Here is a 23,754-nt window from a genome sequence, read left to right on the forward strand (position 1 = left end):
CCTGAGCAGGCCCGGTCTTACAGCTGCCTGTTTCTACCCTCACCCGCTTTTAACTTCATGCCCTTTCTATCTCTGACAGCCCGGACACCAGTAAAAAGGCCGTGACGATAGCGTGCCCTTTTCAATCACTGTTCCGCAGCGCCGGCATTTTTTGCCCTGCCGATGAAATACCTCAAACTGAAACGCCGCTTCTTCATGATATTTCTTCATGGTGCCCCGCATCCGATAGGCGTGGCGCGGCACCGAGAGCAGCGCCTCGCTGAAAGCAGTCAGCTGGTCTTCACTGAGATCCTGCGCCCGATGCTGCGGCAGCAGTTGCGCCAGCCAGAGAATTTCAGCGCGCAGATAGTTTCCCAGCCCGGCCAGAAAAGCCTGGTCCAGCAGCAGACCACTGAACTGACGTCGCCGGAAACGCGGTGACAGCAGCCGCTCTTTCACCTCGTCCACGTTCAGCGCACTGTTCAGCACATCCGGCCCGATGCGGGTAAGAAACGGATGTGCCGCCAGCGTATCCGCATTAAGCAGTTCAATATCTGAGGCACTGTAGAGCAGAATCGCTTTACCCGCCGTCGCCAGCCGTACCCGCAACTGTCGCGTGGTATTGAGTTCAGTATCCGGTTTCACAATGCGCCAGACACCATAAAGCTGGTTGTGACTGTAGAGCGTCAGGCCATTGCTGAAATGTGTCAGCAGCGCTTTACCCCGCGTCTCAATCGCCTGCACCTGCTCACCAATCAGAGAAGGTTCATAAGTTTTAAGCTGAGGAAACGCGAACCACGCTTCCGTTAACGGCTGCCCCACAATGGCGGCTTCAAGTTTATCCGCCACACGGCGAATTTCCGGTCCTTCAGGCATCGTACATCCTCTTAATGGGTAGCGCCGCCAGCCTGTTTAATATCGTCGCCGGTCTCCAGCGTGACTTTTACCGCGATCTCCAGCGCCTGAATAATGGTCTCCACCGCCATGCTCGGCGCGCCGGGATGCAGCGCCGCCTGGGCAGGCAGATAAGGAATATGGATAAAGCCACCCCGTGCCGCACTGCCCTGCTGCTCAAGCCAGTGCAGCAGACCATACATCACGCGGTTACAGGTAAAGGTGCCTGCCGTTTGTGATACCGACGCGGGGATTCCCGCGTCGCGCACTGCTGCCACAATCGCTTTGATGGGCAAACGGGAAAAATAGGCAGCCGGGCCGCCCGGAACAACCGGTTCATCGACCGGCTGTTGACCGGCGTTGTCCGGGATACGGGCGTCATCAACATTAATCCCGATACGTTCAACGGTAATGTCGCTGCGCCCGCCCGCCTGCCCGACCGACAGCACCGCGTCCGGTTTGACCTCTTCCAGTGCCCGGTTCAGTACGTTGAGCACCTCACTGAACACCACGGGCAGCTGGCGGATAACTATCGTCGCCCCGCCAATCTGTTTACCTTCCAGCGCGCGTACCGCTTCCCAGGAGGGATTAATCGTTTCACCGCCAAAAGGTTCAAAGGCGGTCATCAGGACAGTTTTCATGCAGCCTCACAGGAACATCAGGAAATAGAGCAGGAAAATGTTAACGATTAACAGTAGCACACCGGTCGGGATCTGAGCCTTGATCACCGCATTGCGGTCGGGCAGCTCCAGCAGCGCCGCGGGAACAATGTTGAAGTTGGCCGCCATCGGCGTCATCAGTGTGCCGCAGTAACCGGAGAACATACCAATCGCCGCCATCACTGCCGGATTTCCACCGTGCTGCAATACCAGAATCGGAATCCCAACGCCTGCGGTAATAATCGGAAACGCGGCAAAGGCGTTACCCATGATCATGGTTAACAGCGCCATCCCGACGGCATAAACCGTTACCGCGACGAACCGGTTATCCACCGCCAGCCAGGTTTCGGTCAGATGGGAAATAGCGCCGCCTACGCCCGCACTGGTAAACAGCAGTCCGAGGGTGGCAAGGATTTGCGGCAGGATAAAGGCCCAGCCAATCGAATCAAGCAGGCGACGGGTCTCCTGCATCGACTGGACTGCCTTTTCATGGGTGAGTTTTAGCGCCACCAGCCAGCCAGTTATGCAGCCGACCATCATTGAAAAGAGTGTCACCAGCGTTGCGTGATTACCGGGACCGAACACCGCATCCTGCAGACCAGGAATATGATTAAACGCCAGCACACCCACCACGGTCACGACCGGAATCGCCAGCGCAGGCAGAAACAGCTTATTGCGCAGACGCAGCGCACTGGCCTGCTTTTCTTCATCGCTGCGCTGATGATAGCGACCCAGCCGGACACCGCCAAACCCCGCAATCAGCGCCATCACCACTACAATGACGCCGATGCCAATGTGCAGCATACGTGTGCCCGCGGCATCTGACCCCATCCAGGCGCTCATCAGCTGCGTCGTCCAGTCACCGACCAGAAAAACCAGTCCGTATAAGGCCCAGAACAGCCCGGTGGTAAAGCGACGCGGATTGGCGCTGTCACGCCAGGAGAGGACAGCGACGACCAGCAGGATAATGCCTGCCAGCCACATCAGATATTGTTGCTGGAACATTACTGACCTCCTTTGGCTTTCAGCGCCTGATTGTTCAGCTGCTGCAACTCACGCGCCAGCTGACGATCCAGCCGCACCAGACGCGCCGAGTGGATCAGGAACGCGGCAACAGCGGTCGGAATGCCCCACAGCGCAATATGCAGCGGTTCGGTCTGAATCCCGGCAGACTCCTGCATAAAGTTATGCATAAAGATAATCGCGCCAAATGCCACGAAGATATCCTCACCGAAGAAGAGGCCGACGTTATCGGTGGCTGCTGACATCGCACGCAGCCGATGGCGCAGTTCAGGTGAGATCCCGCCATAGCGGTTTTCCGTTGCGCCTTCTGCCATCGGAGCCAGCAGTGGACGCACCATCTGCGGATGCCCACCAAGGCTGGTTAAACCCAGCGCAGCGGTGATTTCACGCACAAACAGGTAGACGATCAGCAGACGTCCGGCGGTGGCGGTTTTGATCTGAGCGATCCACGCCTGTGCCCGCTCCTTCAGCCCGTGACGCTCCAGCAGTCCAATGACCGCCAGCGGCAGCAGAAGGATCAGCGGCAGGTTACGGGTGTTAAGAAAACCGGCTCCGAGCTTTTCCAGAATATCGGCCAGCGGCATCATCGCCGCCAGACCGGTCACAAACCCGGCGACGATCACCACCAGTACCGGATTAAAACGTAAGACGAAGCCGACGACGATCGCGGCAATGCCCAGTAAAGGCCAGAGATTCACTGCACTTTCCATGTATTTCTCCCAGAGTTAAAAAACCCGACATAAGCCGGGTTAAGCATTGTCTTTCAGGCGCTGGTGACACGGATTTGCTGAGCGGCAAACGCATCACACAACCGCTGTGCAAACTGCAGGGCGTGCGGGCCGTCACCATGTAAGCAGACGGTCTGCGCATTCACTGCCACCCATTCTCCCGTGATACTTTTTACTTTGCCCTGCTGTACCATCGCCAGCGTCTGATCGATAGCCTGCTGCTCATCGTCAATGAGCGCGCCCGGCTCGCTGCGCGGCACCAGCGCACCATTGCGGGTATAGCCACGATCGGCAAACACCTCTTCCCGCGTACGTAAGCCGTAATGTAATGCGGCACGTATCGATTCACTGTTCGCCAGCCCCACCACAATCAGCTGGCTGTCAACCGCCCTGATGGCGCGGGCAATGGCATCAGCCAGCACCGGATCAGCGGCAGCCTGGTTATAGAGCATGCCGTGCGGCTTAACGTGAACCAGCCGCGCACCTTCGCTCTCTGCCAGACTTTTCAGCGCGCCAATCTGGTAGATCATCTGGGCATAGACCGTTTCCGGCGGCAGCTGCATGGCGCTGCGGCCAAAGTTCTCCCGATCGGGAAAAGCGGGATGTGCGCCGATGGCAACGCCGGATGCCTTCGCCCAGCGCACCGACTGCAGCATGGTCTGCGCATCCCCTGCGTGAAAGCCACAGGCGATGTTGGCGGAGCTCACCAGTTGCAGCAGCGCCTGATCGCTGGCACAGCCTTCGCCCAGGTCGGCGTTTAAATCAATGTTCATTGAGTCCCCATTTCATCTGCTCCAGTGCGCGTTGCTGGTGCTGACGTGCCAGCATGGCTTCCGGTAACGTGCAGTGAATAAAGTGAATCGGTTCACCAAGGCGGATTTGCGCCAGGTGGTAGAGATCGGCTTCGATAACCGACGCGATGCGCGGATAGCCACCGGTGGTCTGGGCATCCGCCATCAGCACGATGGGCTGCCCGTTCGGCGGCACCTGAATCACACCCGGCATCACGCCATGCGACAGCATCTCGCGCGGATGCTCGCGTTTCAGCTCACGCCCCTCCAGCCGGTATCCCATCCGGTTGCTTTGCGGGCTGAGTTTCCATGCGGTGCGCCAGAACGCCTGCTGCGCGTCGCGGCTGAACGCGTGATACTCCGGGCCCGGTAATGCGCGGATGCGGTTGCCCCACAGCAGTTGCCGCACCCCGACTTTTTGGTCGAACTGACGCGTCGGTTTACCCAGCGGGAGTTGATCGCCATCCTGTAAGGTGCGCCCGTGAAATCCGCCAAATTTTGCTTTCAGATCGGTGCTGGCAGAGCCAAGTACCAGGGGGATGTCAAAACCGCCCTGTACCGCCAGATAGCTGCGCATGCCGCGCTGCGGCATCGCCAGCGACAGCACCTGCCCGCGTTTCACCTGGGTACGCCAGCCCGTCCAGACGGGCTGACTGTCAAGCTGTGCCTGACAGCCTGCGCCAGTTAGTGCGAACCAGCCGTCGCGGGTAAACTCCGCTTTGAACTGACCCAGAACCATTTCCAGCACGGCGCTGTCAGGCGCATTGCCCACCAGCAGGTTAGCGGTGAACATCGCAGGATGATCCAGCACGCCACCGGGGCTGATGCCATACTGACGCAAACCGTAGCGGCCCGCGTCCTGAATCGTGGCGGCCAGTCCGGCTCGCAGAATATTTAACATACGCCCTCCTGTTGCGGCACAAAGCGAACGCTGTCGCCGGGGCGGAGCAGCGTCGGCGGTTGCTTCAGGGGATCAAACAGCGCCGTGCGCGTCTGGCCGAGCAGCTGCCAGCCGCCGGGTGAAGCCAGGGGATAGACGCCTGTCTGGCTGCCGCCGATGCCAACCGATCCGGCGGGCACCGTAACCCTGGGCTCAGCCCGACGTGGAATGTGCAGGCGCGGATCCAGCCCTCCCAGATAGGGAAAACCCGGCTGAAAACCCACAAAAAACACCACATAGTCGCAGCTGCTGTGCAGCTCAACCACCTGCGCGGGCGTCAGCCCGGCATGTTCCGCCACCACCGCCAGATCGGGGCCATATTCACCGCCGTAGATCACCGGGATCTCCACCAGACGCGACGCAGGCAGTTGCGCTTCACTCTCTTCCCACCAGCGCTGAAGCCGCTCTATTGCGTCCAGCGCATTCTGCTGGGGATCACGCAGGATCAGGGTGATGTTGTTCATGCCGGGAATGACCTCCAGCACGCCCGCATCTGACTGCAGTCGCTGGTTTAGTCCCCAGATGCGTTGCTGACTCTCCAGTGAGACCGGCGGTTCCAGCTCCAGCACGACAGCGCGTTCCCCCAATAAATAACACCGTGCTCGTTGCAACAGCTACCTCCCGCCTGGTGGCGATCGTGCCCGGCCGATCGGGCCAGATGCCCGGATCAGCCGATGGCTTATCTACATAAAGCAAACAGTTATGCGAAAGTGTCAGGGATGTGTCAACAGATTTAGGTCCTGCGCAGGCGCGCAGGACAGGCGAGGTAATCAGGCAGGATTGGGAATATCGATGAAGGTGACGTCAAGATCGTGATGCTGTGCCAGCCAGTCGCCCAGCGCTTTTACACCCCCACGCTCGGTGGCGTGATGGCCCGCAGCAAAGAAATGCAGCCCCTGCTCGCGTGCGCTGTGAATGGTCTGTTCAGAGACTTCGCCGGTTATGTAGGCATCGACGCCTGCGGCAGCAGCCTGGTCAATAAAGCCCTGCCCGCCACCGCTGCACCAGGCGATACGACGAATCAGCGCGGGTGCATTGTCACCACAATGCAGCGGTTCACGTCCTAAGTGCGCCCCGATTCGGCGGGCCAGCTGTTCGCCAGAGATTGGCTCAGCCAGCTCTCCCCAGAACACCAGCGGCATGACTTCGCCACGCACGTCAATCTCCAGCCCTTTTGCCAGCTGGGCGTTGTTGCCTAATTCGGGATGCGCGTCCAGCGGCAGGTGCCAGCCATAAAGGTTAATGTCGTTAGCCAGCAGCGTGCGCAGACGGCGGCGCTTCATGCCTTTAATCACAGCCGGTTCACTTTTCCAGAAGTAGCCATGATGGACGATTATCGCATCGGCCTGACGGGCCACTGCCTCATCCAGCAGCGCCTGACAGGCCGTCACGCCGGTGATGATTGTTTTGACCTCACGGCGTCCCTCAACCTGCAAACCGTTGGGGGCGTAATCACTGAAGCTGTGGCTATCGAGCTGCTGATTGATCAGCGTCTCTAATTCGTAATGGTTCATTCAGGCTCCTTCGAGGCCTCAGGCGGCGCTTTTAGCGCGCTCAAAGGCGTCTAATGTCTTTTTACGGGCTGCCTTATGATCCACGATTGGTGCCGGATAATCGAGTTTCTTGTGATGCTTCTCCGCCCACAGATGAGGCTGATGAATATGGCTGTCAGGCACGTCTGCCAGTTCCGGCAGATAGTGACGGATAAATTCGCCCTGCCTGTCGAAGCGCTCACCCTGCGTGGTCGGGTTAAAAATGCGGAAATAAGGTGCTGAGTCTGTGCCGGTTGAGGCCGCCCACTGCCAGCCGCCATTGTTTGCGGCCAGGTCACCATCAATCAGCTGTTGCATGAAATAGCGTTCGCCTTCGCGCCAGTCAATCAGCAGATCCTTGACCAGGAAACTGGCGGTAATCATCCGCAAGCGGTTGTGCATCCAGCCCAGCGCCTTCATCTGGCGCATGGCAGCATCGACAATCGGATAACCGGTTTTACCCGCTTTCCAGGCGTCAAAATGCGCGTCATCACGCTGCCATTCCACGTTGCGTGTCCAGTCTATAAACGGCTTGTGCCGGCACAGTGACGGCCAGGCCACCAGCAGATGACGGTAGAACTCACGCCAGATCAGCTCGTTAAGCCAGGTAAATGCGCGACTGCTGTCCAGTGCATCGGGATGTTCATGCAACACGCGATGCAGACACTGACGTGGCGACAGCACGCCGGTTGACAGATAAACCGACAGACGGCTGGTGGCATCCAGCGCCGGAAGGTCACGTTTTGCGGGATAGTCGATAACCGGTTGTGTGGCGAAATGGCGTAACCGCTTCAGCGCGGCCGCTTCGCCTGCCGGGAAGAGGTCCTGATCGAACGCTTCGGTCGGATAATCAAACGCAGGGATCCGGGTGGTTTTCACTGGCGCACCTTCGCGCGGCTTAGGCGCAGGCACGCACTCCGGCAGACTCTGCTGCAAACGGCGGACAAAGGCTTTGCTGAACGGCGTAAAGACCTTGTACATCGAGCGATCGCCACTCTGCACGCTACCCGGTGGCAGCAGCAGGCTGTCGTCAAAGCCCTGACAGATTACGCCCGCATCGTTGAGACGCTTTTCAGCCTCCGCATCGCGCTGGCGCTCGTTAACCTCATACTGGTAGTTGTAGAAGAGCTGTCCGACCTGGTGCTTCTCGCAGAATTCTGCCAGCGCATCGATACTGTCGCTAAAGGCATGACATGCCTGATAGTGAAGCGCAATGCCCCGCTCAGCCAGCGCATTCTGTACTTCCACCAGGCTGGCGTGAATAAATGCCGCCTGTCTGGGGGACATGTCGTGCTGGTGCCACTGCTCCGGCGTAGCAAGAAACAGCGCAATAACGTTCGCCTTGCTGTCGCGGCAGGCAGCGTGTAGCGCCAGGTTATCGTTAATGCGTAAATCATTACGCAGCCAGACCAGATGCGTGGTCATACTCCTCCTGAATTACTGTCCGTAGCGTAAGCACAAGGCTTCGGGATAGGGATCGAAATAACGCTGCTGTGCCAGCCACGGATGCGGGAACTCCGCCATGTAGTGCTTGAGAATAGTAATGGGCACCAGCAGCGGTTGTGTGCCCTGACGATAGCGATCAATCAACGCTGCCAGCTCCTGACGCTGCGGTGAACTCAGCTGGCGACGGAAGTAGCCCTGTACGTGCATCAGCACGTTGGTGTGGTTGCGACGTGAGGCGGGACGTGACATCAGGGCCATCATGCGATTGCGATATTCAAAAGCAAAGGCCTCCAGCGACGCCCACTGGCTCATTGAGGCGACAAAAGGCCCCAGCTCGCGGTATTTCTCCTGCGAGTGCGCCAGCATCATCAGTTTGTAGCGGCTGTGAAAAGCGATTAGCCCCTGACGGGTCAGGCCGTTTTCCCACATCTGATTAAATTCGTGCAGGGCGCAGATGCGGCCGATGAAGTTCTCACGCAGGGCGGGATCGTGCAGACGACCATCCTCTTCCAGCGGCAGCCAGGGCATTTCACGCTGCAGGAATTCAGCAAAAATTCCGGTGCCCACTTTGCGATTATTGTTGTTGTCGGGTTCGTAGACCCGCACGCGCTCCATCCCACAGCTGGGCGATTTGGCGCACAGGATGTAACCAGAGAGATGATGCAGCGATTTAACCCGCTCGGCAGACCAGTCACGCATCTGCGTGGTCACCTCTTCACCGCCATCTTTGCTGAAGCAAAGATGCAGCTCATCATCACCCTGTTTCACCAGACGCAGGGCTGGACGCGGCGTTGGCAGACCAATTGCCATTTCAGGACAGATCGGTTCAAAGCGGACAAATGGCGTAAGATCCTCAGTCGCAAAAGTAAGACGCTTATGGCCACCATCAAACCTTACGCTATCGCCAAGCAGGCACGCACTGATTCCAACGGGGATTTTTTTGCTCATACTTGTACAACCTCCAAAATCTTGTAGAGGTTTAAGTCTAGCGCAAAATGGTCAGGAATAAAGGGTTAAAACGCTGTTCCGGGCCGCTTATTCTCAGAAAAAACGCAAAAAAAAGCCCGGTCGGGTGACCAGGCCTGTTCAGCGGCAGGGCAAATTACCAGAATGCGCCACCACCGGCTTCAGACTGCGCCAGCCAGACCGGCTTTGCGCTGGTCTTACACCAGACGCGGTGCAGATAACTGTAGAAGCGTGCCCGATCCTGTCGGAACAGCATAACCGGCAGCGCCAGAACGCCGAGAAGCACCACCAGCGTACGACGTGCGATTATTTTGTAACGTGGATAAGCCTGATACATGGTTTCTCCTCCCGGCGAATGAAAAATGTGCGAATGTGATCTGGGTCTGACTTTACGCCAGGTTGTGTAATTTTACTACTCATCTGACCACTTATTTGCCGCTATTTTTGCTGTTTAAGAATTAACCTGTAATTAAGTTACACGTAAGTTGCAGATCGGTTACGCAAGGGTTGGAATACGCGAAAGATGAAGTGCGCGGACGGCAGCGTAAAATATTGATAAAGTAGCGCTTCGGCCCCCACTCAAGGCAGGTATTGCGTGACCACGGTTTTGATCGTTGAAGATGAAAAAGAGATCCGCCGCTTTGTCCGGCTGGCACTGGAAAATGAAGATCTGAAAGTGTTTGATGCCGATACGCTGCAGCGCGGACTGATTGAAGCGGCGACCCGCAAACCCGATTTAGTAATCCTTGATCTGGGCCTGCCGGATGGGGATGGCACCGATTTTATTCGCGACTTGCGTCAGTGGAGTGCCATACCGGTGATTGTGCTGTCGGCGCGCAGTGATGAGCAGGACAAGATCGCCGCCCTGGATGCCGGGGCGGATGACTACCTGACCAAACCTTTTGGCATTGGCGAACTGCTGGCGCGGGTCCGCGTTGCGTTGCGCCGTCACGGTGGTCAGCAGCCTGACGCCAGAATTCATTTTGCCGATGTCAGCGTCGATTTTGCCGCACGCCGGGTACAGCGCGGCGGCAGTGAGATTCACCTCACGCCCATTGAATTTCGTCTGCTGAGTATTCTGCTGAACAATGCCGGAAAGGTGCTTACGCAGCGGCAGCTGCTGAGCCAGGTCTGGGGGCCCAATGCGGTGGAGCACAGCCACTATCTGCGCATCTACATGGGGCATCTGCGTCAGAAGCTGGAAGCGAATCCGACCCAACCGGCCCATCTGCTGACCGAAACCGGGATCGGCTACCGTTTTATGCCATAAAAAAAGGTGCCAGAGGCACCTTCAGACAGCTGATAAAGCCTGATCCTGTAAATCTTACCGCAATGAATAAACTCAAAGCGCAGAGAATACGGCCAGAAGAGGAAGGCGTCCCGCGCCAGGAGTGGTGCGGGCCAAGCCGGGCATGGATGACGGCTTTTGCGTCTTTCCGATCTGGCCGCGTTTCCTGTGCTGGCACCTTCCCGCAGCTAACCGGAGTGGACTTTGTCAACACGCTAAAAGGTGCCAGAGGCACCTTTTATGCTGACTTATCAGGCGTTTTTCAGCACTTCGCTGACAATCTCTACAGCTTCTTTTTCGATCTGTGCGCGGTGTTCAGCGCCCAGGAAGCTTTCACAGTAGATCTTGTAGGCATCTTCGGTGCCTGACGGACGGGCAGCAAACCAGCCGTTCTCCGTCATCACTTTCAGACCGCCGATCGAAGCCCCATTGCCTGGCGCTGCGGTCAGACGTGCGGTGATAGGATCACCCGCCAGGGTATCCGCGCTCACCATCTCTGGTGACAGCTTAGACAGCGCGGCTTTCTGCGCTGACGTGGCTGATGCCTGCAGGCGGTTATAGCTTGGTGCACCAAAGCGTGCGGCCAGCTCGTCATAGTGCTGCTGTGGATTTTTACCGGTCACAGCCGTAATTTCAGCCGCCAGCAGACACATGATGATGCCATCTTTGTCCGTTGACCACGGTGTGCCGTCGAAACGCAGGAATGACGCACCCGCGCTCTCTTCGCCACCGAAACCGAAGCTGCCGTCATACAGACCATCAACAAACCATTTGAAGCCCACCGGCACTTCCACCAGCTTACGGCCAATTTCATTGACGACGCGGTCAATCATGGCGCTGGACACCAGGGTTTTCCCCACGGCAACATCCTGGCCCCACTGTGGACGGTGCTGGAACAGATAGTTGATCGCGACCGCCAGATAGTGGTTTGGATTCATCAGACCCGCCGGGGTCACAATGCCGTGACGGTCATAATCGGGATCGTTGCCGAAGGCCAGGTCGAACTTGTCACGGTAAGCCAGCAGGCCTGCCATTGCGCTTTCAGACGAGCAGTCCATGCGCACTACACCATCTTTATCCAGATGCATAAAGCGGAAGGTCTGATCAACCGCGTCATTCACCAGCGTCAGATCCAGCTTGTAGTGCTCAGCAATACGCTGCCAGTAAGCGATACCGGAACCACCCAGGGGATCAACGCCCAGCTTCAGGCCGGCTTTCTGAATAGCCGGGAAGTCGATAATCTCAGCCAGACCTTCAACGTAAGGCTGGATCAGATCTTTCTCGACCACATGACCACTCGCCATCGCCTGCTCCAGCGGCAGACGCTTCACCTCTTTCAGCCCCGCTTTGATCAGCTGATTGGCGCGATCTTCTACCACTTTGGTGACGTTGGTATCAGCCGGTCCGCCGTTAGGTGGGTTGTACTTGATGCCGCCATCTTCCGGTGGGTTGTGCGACGGCGTAATCACGATGCCGTCAGCCAGCGGGCCACCCGCTTTATTGTGCTCAAGGATGGCATTGGAGATCGCAGGGGTTGGCGTATAGCCGTTGTCCTGCTGCACAATCACATCCACGCCGTTCGCCGCCAGCACTTCCAGCACCGACAGCATAGCCGGCTCTGACAGCGCATGGGTGTCTTTACCGACGTAGCACGGCCCGGTGATACCGTTCTTTTTACGCTCTTCAGCAATGGCCTGAGCGATAGCAAGAATGTGCATCTCGTTGAAGCTCTGACGCCCTGCACTGCCGCGATGGCCAGAGGTGCCAAATTTCACCGCATGTTCCGGGTTCGCCACATCGGGCTGCAGGACATAATATTGTGACGTTAATTGTGCAACGTTAATCAAATCGCTCTGCTGGGCGGGTTGCCCGGCACGTGGGTGATTGGCCATTGGCGCTGCTCCCTGACGCTTAAGTTTTAAATGGTGCCGCAAACTTTCTCGGTCAGTTCCGCAGGGAACTGCATCGAGAGCATGATGTGTTCGACCATGCTGCATTTACGACCAGTATTGGTGTTGGTGATCACCCAGTACGGCGTGCCGGGCACATGCTTCGGCTTAGTATGGGTGCCATTCTGTAACAGCGTATGCTCATCACCGGCAAAATAGACGCGGGTGCGGCCCTGCAGAGATGCAGTAGCTTCAGCAAAAGCTGCGGTATCAAGACGATAGAGCGTTGACAAGATAAGCATAAAGCGATTCACCGCCCGCTTCTGCTCCGCATATTCATCGGAGAGCAGCAGCTCACGCACCGCGCGGACACGATCCTGCGGGCGTGATCCCACAGACGCAGGCTGAGACTCTTTCGCTGCATCTTTTGAGGCTGGCTGAGCAGGCGAAGCGGGTGCAGTCTGACCGGCAGTGAACTTCAGCATACGACGCAGAATGTCGGATGCGCTTTCACCAATGTGTTGCGTGTGGCTGGCAATATAACGGTAGAGCTCTTCGTCAACTTCGATCGTTTTCATCTTATTCCGTACGGTTCTTTCTCATGACAGAACCACCTGTTTCCTGAAAAGCTCTGAGTATAGTCAGGCAATTCAACGGATGTGTGGGTTCTAACATCAGGATTATAAAGTTAAATTCAGGCGGGTTGTTAGCAATCAAACGGTTTACGGGCAAAAGTCAGAATATGTCCTAATGCCGCCGGAACCGGCGCGCCTGAAAAGGTGAAACCATGATAACCTAAGCACAGGTCTCAAACTTAAGAACTTTGATATGATTTTGAACGCCCGTTTGCAAACTGAACAATCTCCTGCTGATTCCCTGCCTGTCCTGCTCATCCACGGTCTGTTTGGCAGTCTGGATAACCTTGGCGTGCTGGCACGCGGGCTCAAAGATGCCGGGCCGCTGCTGCAGGTTGATGTCCGCAACCACGGACTCTCACCCCGATCTGACGAGATGAACTACGCTGTAATGGCGCAGGACATGGTTGACACGCTGGATGCACACGGCATTGAACGCGTCGCGGTGATCGGCCACTCAATGGGCGGGAAGATCGCCATGACCATGACCGCGCTGGTGCCGGACCGCATCGAGCGGCTGGTGATGATCGATATCGCGCCGGTCGACTACCAGACCCGTCGCCACGATGAGATCTTTGCCGGTATTCGTGCTGTAACCGACGCAGGCGTTTCATCCCGCAGCGAGGCGGCGAAGATTATGCGCACCCTTATAGATGAAGAAGGGGTGATTCAGTTCCTGCTGAAGTCGTTTCAGGAGGGCGCGTGGCGCTTTAACGTGCCGGTGCTGTGGGATAACTACACCACGATTTCGGGCTGGCAGCCGGTTCCTGCCTGGGATCATCCGGCGCTGTTTATTCGCGGCGGCGACTCCAGCTATCTGGATAACCGCTATCGTGATGCGTTGCTGCAGCAGTTTCCGGCCGCGCAGGCGCATGTGATTGGCGGCGCGGGTCACTGGGTTCATGCCGAGAAACCCGATGCTGTTTTGCGCAGTGTCCGTCGCTTTTTTGCGCTTTAAAAGCAAATAGATGGCGGCAAAGGTTTAGGATTGGCGTCCGGAGTGAGCGTGAAGTATGATGGCGCGCTAAAATTTTGCCGCAGGTCAGTTTTGCTGCGGCAATGGCCAATAATTTATAATCTGCGCGGTGAGTGACTGGCGCCCGCCCCCATTCAGTTTTACTAAGCCATGGCAAAAGAACAGACTGACCGCACGACGCTCGATCTCTTTGCTGATGAGCGCCGCCCTGGTCGACCCAAAACCAGTCCGCTTTCGCGTGATGAACAGCTGCGCATCAACAAGCGCAATCAACTGAAGCGTGATAAAGGACGCGGACTTCGTCGTGTCGAGCTGAAAATGAACAGTGAAGCCGTCGACGCACTCAACACGCTGGCAGAACAGCGTAATCTCAGCCGCAGCGAGCTGATTGAACAGATGCTGCTGGCACAGCTCAAACTGGATTAACGCGGGCAAATCGCACGCAGGAGCAAATGTCGGGCCTTTAACCGTTCACCGGTTTTCTCTCGTCTGCTATTATTCGCTGAAATGTGCTGCGGCACACATCTCATTATCAGGATTTAAGAGGTTATTTTACTCATGGCACTCGTAGGCATCTTCTTTGGCAGCGATACCGGCAATACCGAAAACATTGCAAAAATGATCCAGAAACAGCTGGGTACAGACGTTGCAGAAGTGCATGACATCGCGAAAAGCACAAAGGAAGATCTGGAAGCGTTTGACATCCTGCTGCTGGGTATTCCGACCTGGTACTACGGTGAGGCGCAGTGCGACTGGGATGACTTTTTCCCGACGCTGGAAGAGATCGACTTTAACGGAAAACTGGTTGCGCTGTTTGGCTGTGGCGATCAGGAAGATTACGCAGAGTACTTCTGTGATGCAATGGGCACGATCCGGGACATCATTGAGCCGCACGGTGCCGTGATCGTCGGACACTGGCCGACCGAAGGCTACCACTTCGAAGCCTCCAAAGGTCTGGCCGATGATACCCACTTCCTGGGTCTGGCCATTGATGAAGATCGTCAGCCTGAACTGACTAACCAGCGTGTAGAGCAGTGGGTCAAGCAGATTTTTGACGAACTGCAGCTGAAAGAGATCCTCGAAGCCTGATCCTTCCCGACTCAATGTGAGCGCCAGCTCACATTGGGCCAATGGAAATTCCTATAGAAATAATAGCCACATTTTTTTAACTTTCTCCGTTTAATCTGTAGAATACCCGCATCGATCTTCCGCTTATTTTTTCAGACGGCAAGACTAAGCGATGTACCAACAGACATCTGCCAGAATCCTCCCCGGCCCGGTGACCTATCCCCCATAGCCCATGATGATTCAGGCACGCCCTCTGGTTTTCATTTCATCGCTTCAGTTCTATAATGAGACGCAAATGAGAATAAGCGCAGATCGACATTCAAGGCGACAAGCCACAAAAGTGAATATTAGTAACAGGACAAAATCCGCATGACTGACAACAACACCGCATTAAAGAAGGCTGGCCTGAAAGTAACACTGCCCAGACTGAAAATTCTGGAAGTGCTTCAGGAACCTGAGTGCCATCACGTCAGTGCGGAAGATTTGTACAAACGCCTGATCGACATCGGCGAAGAGATTGGCCTGGCTACCGTTTACCGTGTACTGAACCAGTTCGATGATGCCGGTATCGTGACCCGTCATAACTTTGAAGGTGGCAAGTCTGTTTTCGAACTGACGCAGCAGCATCACCACGATCACCTTATTTGCCTGGATTGCGGCAAGGTAATTGAGTTCAGCGATGAGTCGATCGAAACGCGTCAGCGTGAAATCGCGACCCGCCATGGCATTAAGCTGACCAACCACAGCCTCTATCTCTATGGACACTGCACACTGGGCGATTGCCGGGAAGACGAAACCCTGCACGACCAGTAACGCGGCCTGAAATAAAAAAACCGGTGATTTCACCGGTTTTTTTTCGTCTGTTTATGCGTCAGCCTCAGGCCACCAGCGTCTCCTGCAAATAACGCCAGCGTGGAATGGAGCTGCTGCAGTCAAGGATCGCCAGCGAAATACGACTATGGTTGTTGCCATTCATCATCTGCATTTCGCGATACTGCACGGTGATCTCTTTATCATGATGAGAGAGGATCACATGTTCGCAGGTGGCAATGCGCATCCCTTCCCGTTGCCCCTGCAACTGACGGAAAAGATCCTCAACTTCGTTCAGATTGTACTCTTTGCCCTTTGGGGTCACCATGCGGAATTCAGGATGAAAATAGGACATCAGCAGCTCAAAACTGTCGTCAGATCCGGCAGGCTGATTAAAAATACGTTCAATGAGCTGATGTAAAACGACAACACTGTTTCTGGCTTCCTGGGCGAGAACGGTCATTTTTTTTCCCTCTGTAACCCGCTTTGCAACCTCTTAGAGCGCATAGCCTACCTGAAAGCGGATAATTCACATCCGGAAACTGATTAATTTTTTTAAACTCAGATTTCTCTCACAATGCGGCATTTCAGAGGTTGCAGTTAGTGCAGAACAAACGTCGGCAAGGGGAGAAATAGGGACAATAAAAAAGGGCGATCAATCGCCCTTTTGTCATTTTATGAGGTTAGCCGCAAAAAGGATTATTCGCCGATCTTCGCCCAGGTATCGCGAAGACCGACGGTGCGGTTAAACACCAGTTGCGACGGCTTCGAATAAACGCTGTCGGCGCAGAAATACCCTTCACGCTCAAACTGGAACGGTATCGTCGCTTCACCATCACGCAGGCTCGGTTCAACAAAGCCCTGTTTGATCACCAGTGAATCAGGGTTGATCACCGCCAGGAAGTCCTCTGCTGCGCCCGGGTTTGGCACGCTGAACAGACGGTCATACAGGCGAAACTCAGCAGGCTGCGCATGATCCGCAGAAACCCAGTGAATCACCCCTTTTACCTTGCGGCCATCAGCAGGGTCTTTGCTCAGCGTATCAACATCGCTGGTGCAGTAGATGCAGGTAATGTTGCCCGCTTCATCTTTAGCAACCCGCTCAGCACGGATCACATAGGCGTTGCGCAGGCGAACTTCTTTGCCCAGCACCAGACGCTTATATTGCTTGTTGGCCTCTTCACGAAAATCTGCACGATCAATCCAGATCTCACGGCTGAATGGCACCTCACGCGTCCCCATCTCAGGCTTGCCCGGATGATTTGGCATGGTGATGATTTCGCTGTGGCCTGCTGGCAGGTTTTCGATCACCACTTTAAGCGGGTCCAGCACAGCCATGGCGCGCGGTGCGTTCTCGTTGAGATCATCGCGGATACAGGACTCCAGCGAAGCCATCTCCACGATGTTATCCTGTTTGGTCACGCCAATGCGGCGGCAGAACTCACGGATAGAAGCGGCGGTGTAACCGCGACGACGCAGACCTGAAACGGTCAGCATGCGCGGGTCGTCCCAGCCTTCTACGTGCTTTCCGGTCACCAGCTGCGTCAGTTTGCGTTTTGACATCACCGCATACTCCAGATTCAGGCGCGAGAACTCATACTGACGCGGATGAACCGGAATCGTGATGTTATCCAGCACCCAGTCATAGAGACGGCGGTTGTCCTGGAACTCCAGCGTGCAGAGCGAGTGCGTAATGCCTTCCAGCGCATCGGAAATGCAATGGGTAAAGTCATACATCGGGTAGATGCACCACTTGTTGCCGGTCTGGTGGTGTTCCGCAAACTTGATGCGGTAAAGCACCGGGTCACGCATCACAATGAAATTGGAGGCCATGTCGATTTTGGCACGCAGACAGGCGCTGCCTTCGGCAAACTCACCGTTTCGCATCTTTTCAAACAGGGCCAGGTTCTCTTCCACACTGCGATCGCGGTAAGGGCTGTTTTTGCCGGGCTCTTTCAGGGTGCCACGATATTCGCGAATCTCATCCGGACTCAGTTCATCGACGTAGGCCAGACCTTTAGAAATCAGCTCGATGGCATAGTTGTAAAGCTGATCAAAATAGTTTGATGAGTAACAGACCTCACCGCTCCACTCAAAACCCAGCCACTGGACGTCACGCTTGATGGATTCAACAAATTCCATATCCTCTTTAACCGGATTGGTATCGTCGAAACGCAGATTGCATTGCCCCTGATAATCCTGGGCAATGCCAAAATTCAGACAGATCGATTTCGCATGACCAATATGCAGATAGCCATTGGGCTCCGGCGGGAAACGGGTATGCACGCTGCTGTGCTTACCGCTCGCCAAATCTTCGTCAATGATCTGACGAATAAAGTTAGTTGGGCGGGCTTCAGCCTCACTCATCTCAAAAATCCTCAATACGAATAACGGGTGATTTGTACCACGAAGTAACGGAGTATGATCCACAAAGCGTCTGAGGGAAACAACCGTTTGTTAAGCCTTTAAAACAAAAAAGGCAGGAATCGCTTCCTGCCTGTGGGGTTCTGTTACGGGGATTAGCCTTTCACTTCATACAGCGGCGTTTCACCCGCTACCACCTGACCGCGGGCCAGTAATGTCAGACCGGCGAAATCATCGCTGTTGCTGACGACCACCGGGCTCACCATCGAGCGGGCATTGGCGTTAAGGAATTCAAGGTCCATTTCCAGCACAGGCTGACCGGCGGCCACGCTGGCCCCCTCTTCAGCCAGACGGGTAAAGCCTTTACCGTCCAGCGCCACGGTATCCAGCCCCATGTGCACCACAATCTCAACCCCATTTTCCGTTTCAAGACAGAAGGCGTGATTGGTGTTGAAGATTTTGACCAGCGTACCGGCAATCGGTGCCACTACCCATTTGTCGCTGGGTTTGATCGCCAGACCATCACCCACCGCTTTGCTGGCAAAGGCCTCATCCGGCACATCATCCAGCGCGACGATTTCACCGGTTACAGGTGCAAGCAGTGTCGCGATAACACGCTTCTCACTGTTCAGCACGGCCTGCGGTTTAACGTCAGGCTCTGCTGGCGCACCGCTGGTGCTGGCTGCCGCAACCGGACCTTTGGTCAGCACTTTTTTCATGGCCGAGGCGATGCTTTCGGCCTGGGTGCCCACGATGATCTGCACGCTCTGCTTGTTAAGGCGGATCACACCGGATGCACCGAGACGCTTCGCCACGCCCTCATTTACCTGAGCCGAATCATTCACGTTAAGACGCAGACGGGTAATACAGGCATCAATACTGGTTAAGTTGGCTGAACCTCCCACCGCACCAATGTAACGGCGCGCCAGCGATTCAGTGGCCGTTTCGCCATTGTCCGTTGTATCCACGTTAACGTCATAACCGTCACTTTCATCACCGGCAACCGCCAGCTCACGGCCCGGCGTCATCAGGTTGAATTTTTTGATGGTGAAGCGGAACACCACGTAGTAGATAACGAAGAAGACCAGGCCCTGTGGGATCAGCATGTACCAGTGTGTGGCCAGCGGGTTGCGGGTCGACAGCACCATATCCACCAGCCCGGCACTGAAACCAAACCCGGCAATCCAGTGCATGCTGGCCGCGATGAAGACCGAGATGCCGGTCAGAACGGCGTGGATCAGATAAAGCACCGGTGCCACGAACATGAAGGAGAACTCCAGCGGTTCGGTGATACCGGTAAAGAAAGCAGCAAACGCCGCAGCCAGCATAATACTGCCGACTTTGACACGGTTCTCAGGACGCGCACAGTGGTAGATAGCCAGCGCAGCACCCGGCAGACCAAACATCATAATCGGGAAGAAGCCCGCCTGATAACGGCCAGTGATGCCCACGGTTGCCGATCCATCAGCCAGTGACTGCGCACCGCCCAGGAATTTAGGAATATCGTTAATGCCCGCAACATCAAACCAGAAGACGGAGTTCAGCGCGTGATGCAGACCGACCGGAATCAGCAGACGGTTGAAGAAGGCGTAGATACCGGCACCGGCAGAACCGAGCTTCTGGATATGCTCACCAAAGTTAACCAGACCATTAAACACCACAGGCCAGATATACATCAGGATAAAAGCAACAAAGATCATCAGGAACGAAACGAGAATCGGCACCAGCCGGCGTCCGCTGAAGAAAGAGAGTGCCTTAGGCAGTTCAACGTGGCTGAAGCGGTTGTAGACTTCTGCCGACAGAATACCGACAAGGATGCCGACAAACTGGTTTTCGATTTTGCCAAAAGCAGCGGGTACCTGATCCAAAGGAATTTTCTGAATCATCGACACTGCAGCGGGTGAGCAGAGCGTGGTGACAACCAGAAAGCCGACATAGCCAGTCAGGGCCGCCGCGCCATCTTTATCTTTTGACATGCCATAGGCAATACCGATCGCGAACAGCACCGACATGTGCTCAATGATTGCCGCACCGGATTTGATCAGTAACGCAGCCAGCGCATTACCTGCCCCCCAGCTGTCGGGATCAATCCAGTAGCCGACACCCATCAATATTGCTGCTGCTGGCAGGGTTGCGACCGGCACCATCAGTGCGCGCCCCACCTTTTGTAAATAACCTAACATATCCCCTTCCCCCTATGAGCCTGACTGGTCACTTTGCGCCGCTTAAAGTTGTTATGTCAGCTGCAAAGATCGTTAATACACTTCCTATCACGCCGGGAAGTGTAATGAAAAATTAATTCGCTTCGCAAATTAATACCCGGTAAATGTGATTTTTATCACTAAAAAACATCATGCAGCACGGCAACATCTGGCTATCACTACAAACTTATTTTATGATCCGAAATATTGAATTACGCTCCGCCCGTGGCGAGAATAGATCATCTGCTCAGGCTGAAGACTAACGCAACGGTTTAGCGATCCCTTTTCCATTTTCTATTGAGGTGAAACATGAGACTGATTCCTTTAGCGACGCCAACTCAGGTGGGCAAATGGGCCGCCCGCCACATTGTTAACCGCATCAATGCGTTTAACCCGACGGCTGACAGACCCTTTGTTCTCGGTCTGCCAACTGGCGGCACGCCACTGGAAGCGTACAAGCACCTGATTGATATGCACAAAGCGGGCCAGGTCAGTTTCAGACATGTCGTGACCTTCAATATGGATGAATATGTGGGCCTGCCGAAAGAGCACCCGGAAAGCTATCACAGCTTCATGTATCGCAACTTCTTTGATCATGTTGATATTCAACCGGAAAATATCAACCTGCTGAATGGTAATGCGCCCGATATTGACGCAGAATGTCGTCAGTACGAAGAGAAAATTCGCGCACTGGGTAAAATCCACCTGTTTATGGGCGGTGTCGGCAACGACGGTCATATCGCATTTAACGAACCGGCTTCCTCATTAGCCTCCCGTACCCGCATTAAAACCCTGACCCATGACACCCGCGTGGCGAACTCTCGCTTCTTTAACGGCGACGTTGATCAGGTGCCTAAATATGCGCTGACAGTCGGTGTGGGCACGCTGCTGGATGCCGAAGAAGTGATGATTCTGGTTACCGGCCATGTTAAAGCGCAGGCTCTGCAGGCGGCGGTTGAGGGCAACGTTAACCATATGTGGACCATCAGTTGCCTGCAGCTGCATGCGAAATCGGTGGTGGTATGTGATGAACCAGCCACTATGGAACTGAAAGTGAAAACCGTGAAATATTTCCGCGAAATGGAAGCGGAAAATATGAAAGGCGTGTAACAGAACATTGTCATGCCCTGCTGTTACCCTCAGTGACAGCAGGCCAGGACGGGACGGGAGAAGAAAGATGTACGCATTAGTAAACGGTCGGATCTACAGCGGCCATGAGATTCTGGATAATCACGCGGTCGTGGTTGCTGACGGGCTAATTACGCACGTCTGCCCGCGTGAATCGCTCCCGGCCGATATTGAGCAGCGGGATATGGCGGGTGCGATTATTGCGCCAGGCTTTATCGATCTCCAGCTCAATGGCTGCGGTGGCGTGCAGTTCAATGACAGCCTTGATGCGCTCAGCATGGACACGCTGGAAACGATGCAGCGCGCTAATGAAAAATCTGGCTGCACCAGTTTTCTACCGACGCTGATCACCAGCAGCGACGCGCTGATGAAGCGGGCGATTGAAACCATGCGCGCTTACCTGCAGAAACATCAGCATCAGGCGCTGGGTCTGCATCTTGAAGGCCCCTGGCTTAGCAAGGCAAAAAAAGGCACCCATGATCCGGCGCTGATTCGCCTGCCGGATGCGGCGATGGTGCAGTATCTTTGCGACAATGCTGACGTCATCACCAAAGTCACGCTGGCACCGGAAAATGCAGGCAGCGACGTGATCCGTCAGCTAACTGACGCCGGGATTATTGTCTCAGCCGGTCACTCGAATGCGACCTATGAAGAAGCGAAAGCGGGCTTTTCTGCGGGCGTGAGTTTCGCCACCCACCTGTACAACGCCATGCCGACCTTTGCCGGACGTGAACCCGGCCTTATCGGTGCGCTGTTTGATTCGCCTGATGTATACTGCGGCATTATTGCGGATGGTTTGCATGTACATTACGCTAACGTGCGCAATGCGAAACGCATTAAAGGCGACAAACTGGTGCTGGTAACGGATGCCACCGCACCGGCTGGCGCTGACATCAGCGAGTTTATTTTCGCAGGAAAAACAATCTATTATCGTGACGGGCTCTGTGTCGACGAAAACGGCACATTAAGCGGTTCAGCCCTGACGATGATGGAAGCGGTACAGAACAGCGTCGAGCATGTGGGTATCGCACTGGACGAAGCATTGCGCATGGCATCACTCTACCCGGCACGGGCGATGGGCGTGGAAAAACAGTTAGGCTCGATCGAAGCAGGAAAAATCGCGAACCTGGCTGTGTTTACGCGCGACTTTAAAATCATTAAGACGTTTGTCAACGGAGACGACGTCCTGAGCGAGTAAGCACTGAATGACCACTGGCGGCCAGTCACAAATAGGAAATGTCGATCTTGTTAAGCAACTTAATAGCGCAGCGGTTTACCGGCTGATTGATCAACAGGGGCCGATATCGCGCATTCAGATTGCCGAACTCAGCCATCTTGCCCCCGCCAGCGTCACCAAAATTACCCGCCAGTTGATTGAGCGCGGTCTGATCAAAGAGGTAGACCAGCAGGCATCTACCGGTGGTCGCCGCGCTATTTCGATTATCACTGAAACCCGCCACTTCCATACCATCGGGGTCCGCCTGGGCCGTAACGATGCCACTCTGACCCTGTTCGACCTCAGCGGTAAATCACTGGCGCAGGAAGATTATGCGCTGCCGGAACGCACGCAGGAGACGCTGGAACATGCGCTGTTTAACGCCATCAGCGGCTTCATTGAGCAGCATCAGCGTAAAATACGCGAGCTGATCGCGATTTCCGTCATCCTGCCAGGCCTGGTCGATCCGATTAACGGCGTCATCCGTTATATGCCGCACATCGCTGTCAGCCACTGGCCGCTGGTCGCCAGTCTGAAAAAACGGTTTAACGTCACCAGTTTTGTCGGGCACGATATTCGCAGCCTGGCCCTGGCCGAGCACTACTTCGGTGCAAGCCGCGACTGTGCTGACTCAATCCTGGTGCGTTTACACCGTGGTACGGGTGCCGGCATCATTGCCAACGGCCACATCTTCCTCGGCAGCAACGGCAACGTCGGCGAGATTGGCCATATTCAGGTGGATCCGCTTGGCGAGCGCTGTCACTGCGGCAACTTTGGCTGCCTTGAAACCATTGCCGCTAATGGCGCTATTGAGAATCGCGTGCGGCATCTGCTGAACCAGGGCTACCCCAGCGTACTGACGCTGGAGGCGTGTCAGATATCTCACATCTGTAAAGCGGCTAATCAGGGTGATGCGCTGGCCTGTGAAGTGGTCGAACAGGTGGGCCGTTATCTCGGCAAAGCGATCGCCATCGCCATTAACCTGTTTAATCCCCAAAAAGTGGTGCTGGCGGGTGAGATTACTGATGCAGAAAAAGTGCTGCTGCCCGCCATCGAAGGCTGCATCAATACCCAGGCATTAGAGGCCTTCCGTAAACATCTGCCGGTCGTGCGTTCCACCCTGGATCATCGGTCTGCAATTGGCGCGTTTGCGCTTGCTAAACGTGCCATGCTTAACGGCATTCTGCTGCAACATCTTCTGGAAGACTAAGCTTACCCGCT

At 55.4% G+C, this 23,754-nt stretch carries 24 protein-coding genes; 8 read left to right on the forward strand and 16 right to left on the reverse strand.

Features of this window, described 5'->3' with window-relative positions; translation table 11 throughout:
- Positions 1-66 precede the first annotated feature (66 nt).
- The 11 genes from nei to N5J69_RS08855 all read right to left on the reverse strand — a co-directional run bounded on the left by nei (position 67) and on the right by N5J69_RS08855 (position 9,295).
- Entirely contained in the window at positions 67-855 is a 789-nt protein-coding gene (gene nei / locus N5J69_RS08805) for an endonuclease VIII (protein WP_279769647.1), read from the reverse strand.
- Positions 856-866: 11 nt separating this feature from the next.
- Positions 867-1,514, reverse strand: a complete 648-nt coding sequence (gene pcp / locus N5J69_RS08810) for a pyroglutamyl-peptidase I (RefSeq protein ID WP_279769648.1) — start codon at positions 1,512-1,514, stop codon at positions 867-869.
- Positions 1,515-1,520: 6 nt separating this feature from the next.
- Entirely contained in the window at positions 1,521-2,537 is a 1,017-nt protein-coding gene (locus N5J69_RS08815) for a DUF979 domain-containing protein (RefSeq protein ID WP_279769650.1), read from the reverse strand.
- Positions 2,537-3,265: a DUF969 domain-containing protein gene (locus N5J69_RS08820; RefSeq protein WP_279769651.1), complete on the reverse strand. Its 729-nt coding sequence runs from the start codon at positions 3,263-3,265 to the stop codon at positions 2,537-2,539. Before N5J69_RS08820 ends, N5J69_RS08815 begins: the two co-directional genes overlap by 1 nt.
- A 53-nt stretch (positions 3,266-3,318) precedes the next feature.
- Complete coding sequence (pxpA, locus tag N5J69_RS08825; RefSeq protein WP_279769652.1) at positions 3,319-4,056, reverse strand: 5-oxoprolinase subunit PxpA; 738 nt, start codon at positions 4,054-4,056, stop codon at positions 3,319-3,321.
- On the reverse strand, positions 4,046-4,975 hold the full coding sequence (pxpC, locus tag N5J69_RS08830) for a 5-oxoprolinase subunit PxpC (RefSeq protein ID WP_279769654.1): 930 nt from the start codon (positions 4,973-4,975) through the stop codon (positions 4,046-4,048). Before pxpC ends, pxpA begins: the two co-directional genes overlap by 11 nt.
- The gene (gene pxpB / locus N5J69_RS08835; protein WP_279769656.1) at positions 4,969-5,625 is read right to left on the reverse strand and encodes a 5-oxoprolinase subunit PxpB; all 657 of its coding nucleotides are present in this window, start codon (positions 5,623-5,625) and stop codon (positions 4,969-4,971) included. The genes pxpC and pxpB overlap by 7 nt, the downstream gene beginning before the upstream one ends.
- Positions 5,626-5,784: 159 nt before the next feature.
- A complete protein-coding gene (locus N5J69_RS08840; RefSeq protein ID WP_279769657.1) occupies positions 5,785-6,528 on the reverse strand; it encodes a type 2 GTP cyclohydrolase I in 744 nt (247 codons plus the stop codon).
- A gap of 18 nt (positions 6,529-6,546) precedes the next feature.
- Positions 6,547-7,971, reverse strand: coding sequence for a deoxyribodipyrimidine photo-lyase (gene phrB / locus N5J69_RS08845; RefSeq protein ID WP_279769659.1), 1,425 nt, complete (start codon positions 7,969-7,971; stop codon positions 6,547-6,549).
- Between the two features lie 12 nt (positions 7,972-7,983).
- The gene (locus N5J69_RS08850; protein ID WP_279769660.1) at positions 7,984-8,940 is read right to left on the reverse strand and encodes a 2-thiouracil desulfurase family protein; all 957 of its coding nucleotides are present in this window, start codon (positions 8,938-8,940) and stop codon (positions 7,984-7,986) included.
- Positions 8,941-9,094: 154 nt separating this feature from the next.
- Entirely contained in the window at positions 9,095-9,295 is a 201-nt protein-coding gene (locus N5J69_RS08855; RefSeq protein ID WP_090962986.1) for a DUF2517 family protein, read from the reverse strand.
- 258 nt (positions 9,296-9,553) lie between these two features.
- Here N5J69_RS08855 and kdpE point away from each other — a divergent pair, with 258 nt between their 5' ends.
- Complete coding sequence (kdpE, locus tag N5J69_RS08860) at positions 9,554-10,228, forward strand: two-component system response regulator KdpE (protein ID WP_279769662.1); 675 nt, start codon at positions 9,554-9,556, stop codon at positions 10,226-10,228.
- Between the two features lie 269 nt (positions 10,229-10,497).
- Here the strand turns inward: kdpE and pgm are convergent, their stop codons facing one another.
- Positions 10,498-12,138, reverse strand: a complete 1,641-nt coding sequence (gene pgm, locus N5J69_RS08865) for a phosphoglucomutase (alpha-D-glucose-1,6-bisphosphate-dependent) (RefSeq protein WP_279769663.1) — start codon at positions 12,136-12,138, stop codon at positions 10,498-10,500.
- 26 nt (positions 12,139-12,164) lie between these two features.
- Positions 12,165-12,713 (reverse strand): replication initiation negative regulator SeqA, encoded by a 549-nt coding sequence (gene seqA / locus N5J69_RS08870; protein WP_122889098.1) that lies wholly within the window; start codon positions 12,711-12,713, stop codon positions 12,165-12,167.
- A 250-nt stretch (positions 12,714-12,963) separates the two neighbouring features.
- On the opposite strand from seqA, the gene ybfF reads away from it, so the two are divergent.
- The 4 genes from ybfF (at position 12,964) to fur (ending at position 15,627) form a co-directional block, all read left to right on the forward strand.
- Positions 12,964-13,728, forward strand: a complete 765-nt coding sequence (gene ybfF, locus N5J69_RS08875; RefSeq protein ID WP_279769664.1) for an esterase — start codon at positions 12,964-12,966, stop codon at positions 13,726-13,728.
- Positions 13,729-13,896: 168 nt separating this feature from the next.
- Entirely contained in the window at positions 13,897-14,172 is a 276-nt protein-coding gene (ybfE, locus tag N5J69_RS08880; RefSeq protein ID WP_003852811.1) for a LexA regulated protein, read from the forward strand.
- 132 nt (positions 14,173-14,304) lie between these two features.
- A complete protein-coding gene (gene fldA, locus N5J69_RS08885; RefSeq protein WP_279769666.1) occupies positions 14,305-14,835 on the forward strand; it encodes a flavodoxin FldA in 531 nt (176 codons plus the stop codon).
- Between the two features lie 348 nt (positions 14,836-15,183).
- The gene (gene fur / locus N5J69_RS08890; RefSeq protein ID WP_009091454.1) at positions 15,184-15,627 is read left to right on the forward strand and encodes a ferric iron uptake transcriptional regulator; all 444 of its coding nucleotides are present in this window, start codon (positions 15,184-15,186) and stop codon (positions 15,625-15,627) included.
- Between the two features lie 64 nt (positions 15,628-15,691).
- Here the strand turns inward: fur and N5J69_RS08895 are convergent, their stop codons facing one another.
- The 3 genes from N5J69_RS08895 to nagE all read right to left on the reverse strand — a co-directional run bounded on the left by N5J69_RS08895 (position 15,692) and on the right by nagE (position 20,171).
- Positions 15,692-16,087: a hypothetical protein gene (locus tag N5J69_RS08895; RefSeq protein WP_279769668.1), complete on the reverse strand. Its 396-nt coding sequence runs from the start codon at positions 16,085-16,087 to the stop codon at positions 15,692-15,694.
- A 236-nt stretch (positions 16,088-16,323) separates the two neighbouring features.
- A complete protein-coding gene (glnS, locus tag N5J69_RS08900; protein ID WP_279769670.1) occupies positions 16,324-17,991 on the reverse strand; it encodes a glutamine--tRNA ligase in 1,668 nt (555 codons plus the stop codon).
- 152 nt (positions 17,992-18,143) lie between these two features.
- Positions 18,144-20,171: an N-acetylglucosamine-specific PTS transporter subunit IIBC gene (gene nagE / locus N5J69_RS08905; protein ID WP_279769672.1), complete on the reverse strand. Its 2,028-nt coding sequence runs from the start codon at positions 20,169-20,171 to the stop codon at positions 18,144-18,146.
- Positions 20,172-20,498: 327 nt separating this feature from the next.
- On the opposite strand from nagE, the gene nagB reads away from it, so the two are divergent.
- The 3 genes from nagB (at position 20,499) to N5J69_RS08920 (ending at position 23,743) form a co-directional block, all read left to right on the forward strand.
- The gene (nagB, locus tag N5J69_RS08910) at positions 20,499-21,299 is read left to right on the forward strand and encodes a glucosamine-6-phosphate deaminase (protein WP_279769674.1); all 801 of its coding nucleotides are present in this window, start codon (positions 20,499-20,501) and stop codon (positions 21,297-21,299) included.
- A 67-nt stretch (positions 21,300-21,366) separates the two neighbouring features.
- Complete coding sequence (nagA, locus tag N5J69_RS08915) at positions 21,367-22,515, forward strand: N-acetylglucosamine-6-phosphate deacetylase (protein ID WP_279769676.1); 1,149 nt, start codon at positions 21,367-21,369, stop codon at positions 22,513-22,515.
- A 7-nt stretch (positions 22,516-22,522) separates the two neighbouring features.
- Positions 22,523-23,743, forward strand: a complete 1,221-nt coding sequence (locus tag N5J69_RS08920; RefSeq protein ID WP_279769677.1) for an N-acetylglucosamine repressor — start codon at positions 22,523-22,525, stop codon at positions 23,741-23,743.
- Positions 23,744-23,754 lie beyond the last annotated feature (11 nt).

It is taken from the genome of Pantoea sp. GD03673 (assembly GCF_029844725.1).
GTDB lineage: Bacteria > Pseudomonadota > Gammaproteobacteria > Enterobacterales > Enterobacteriaceae > Pantoea.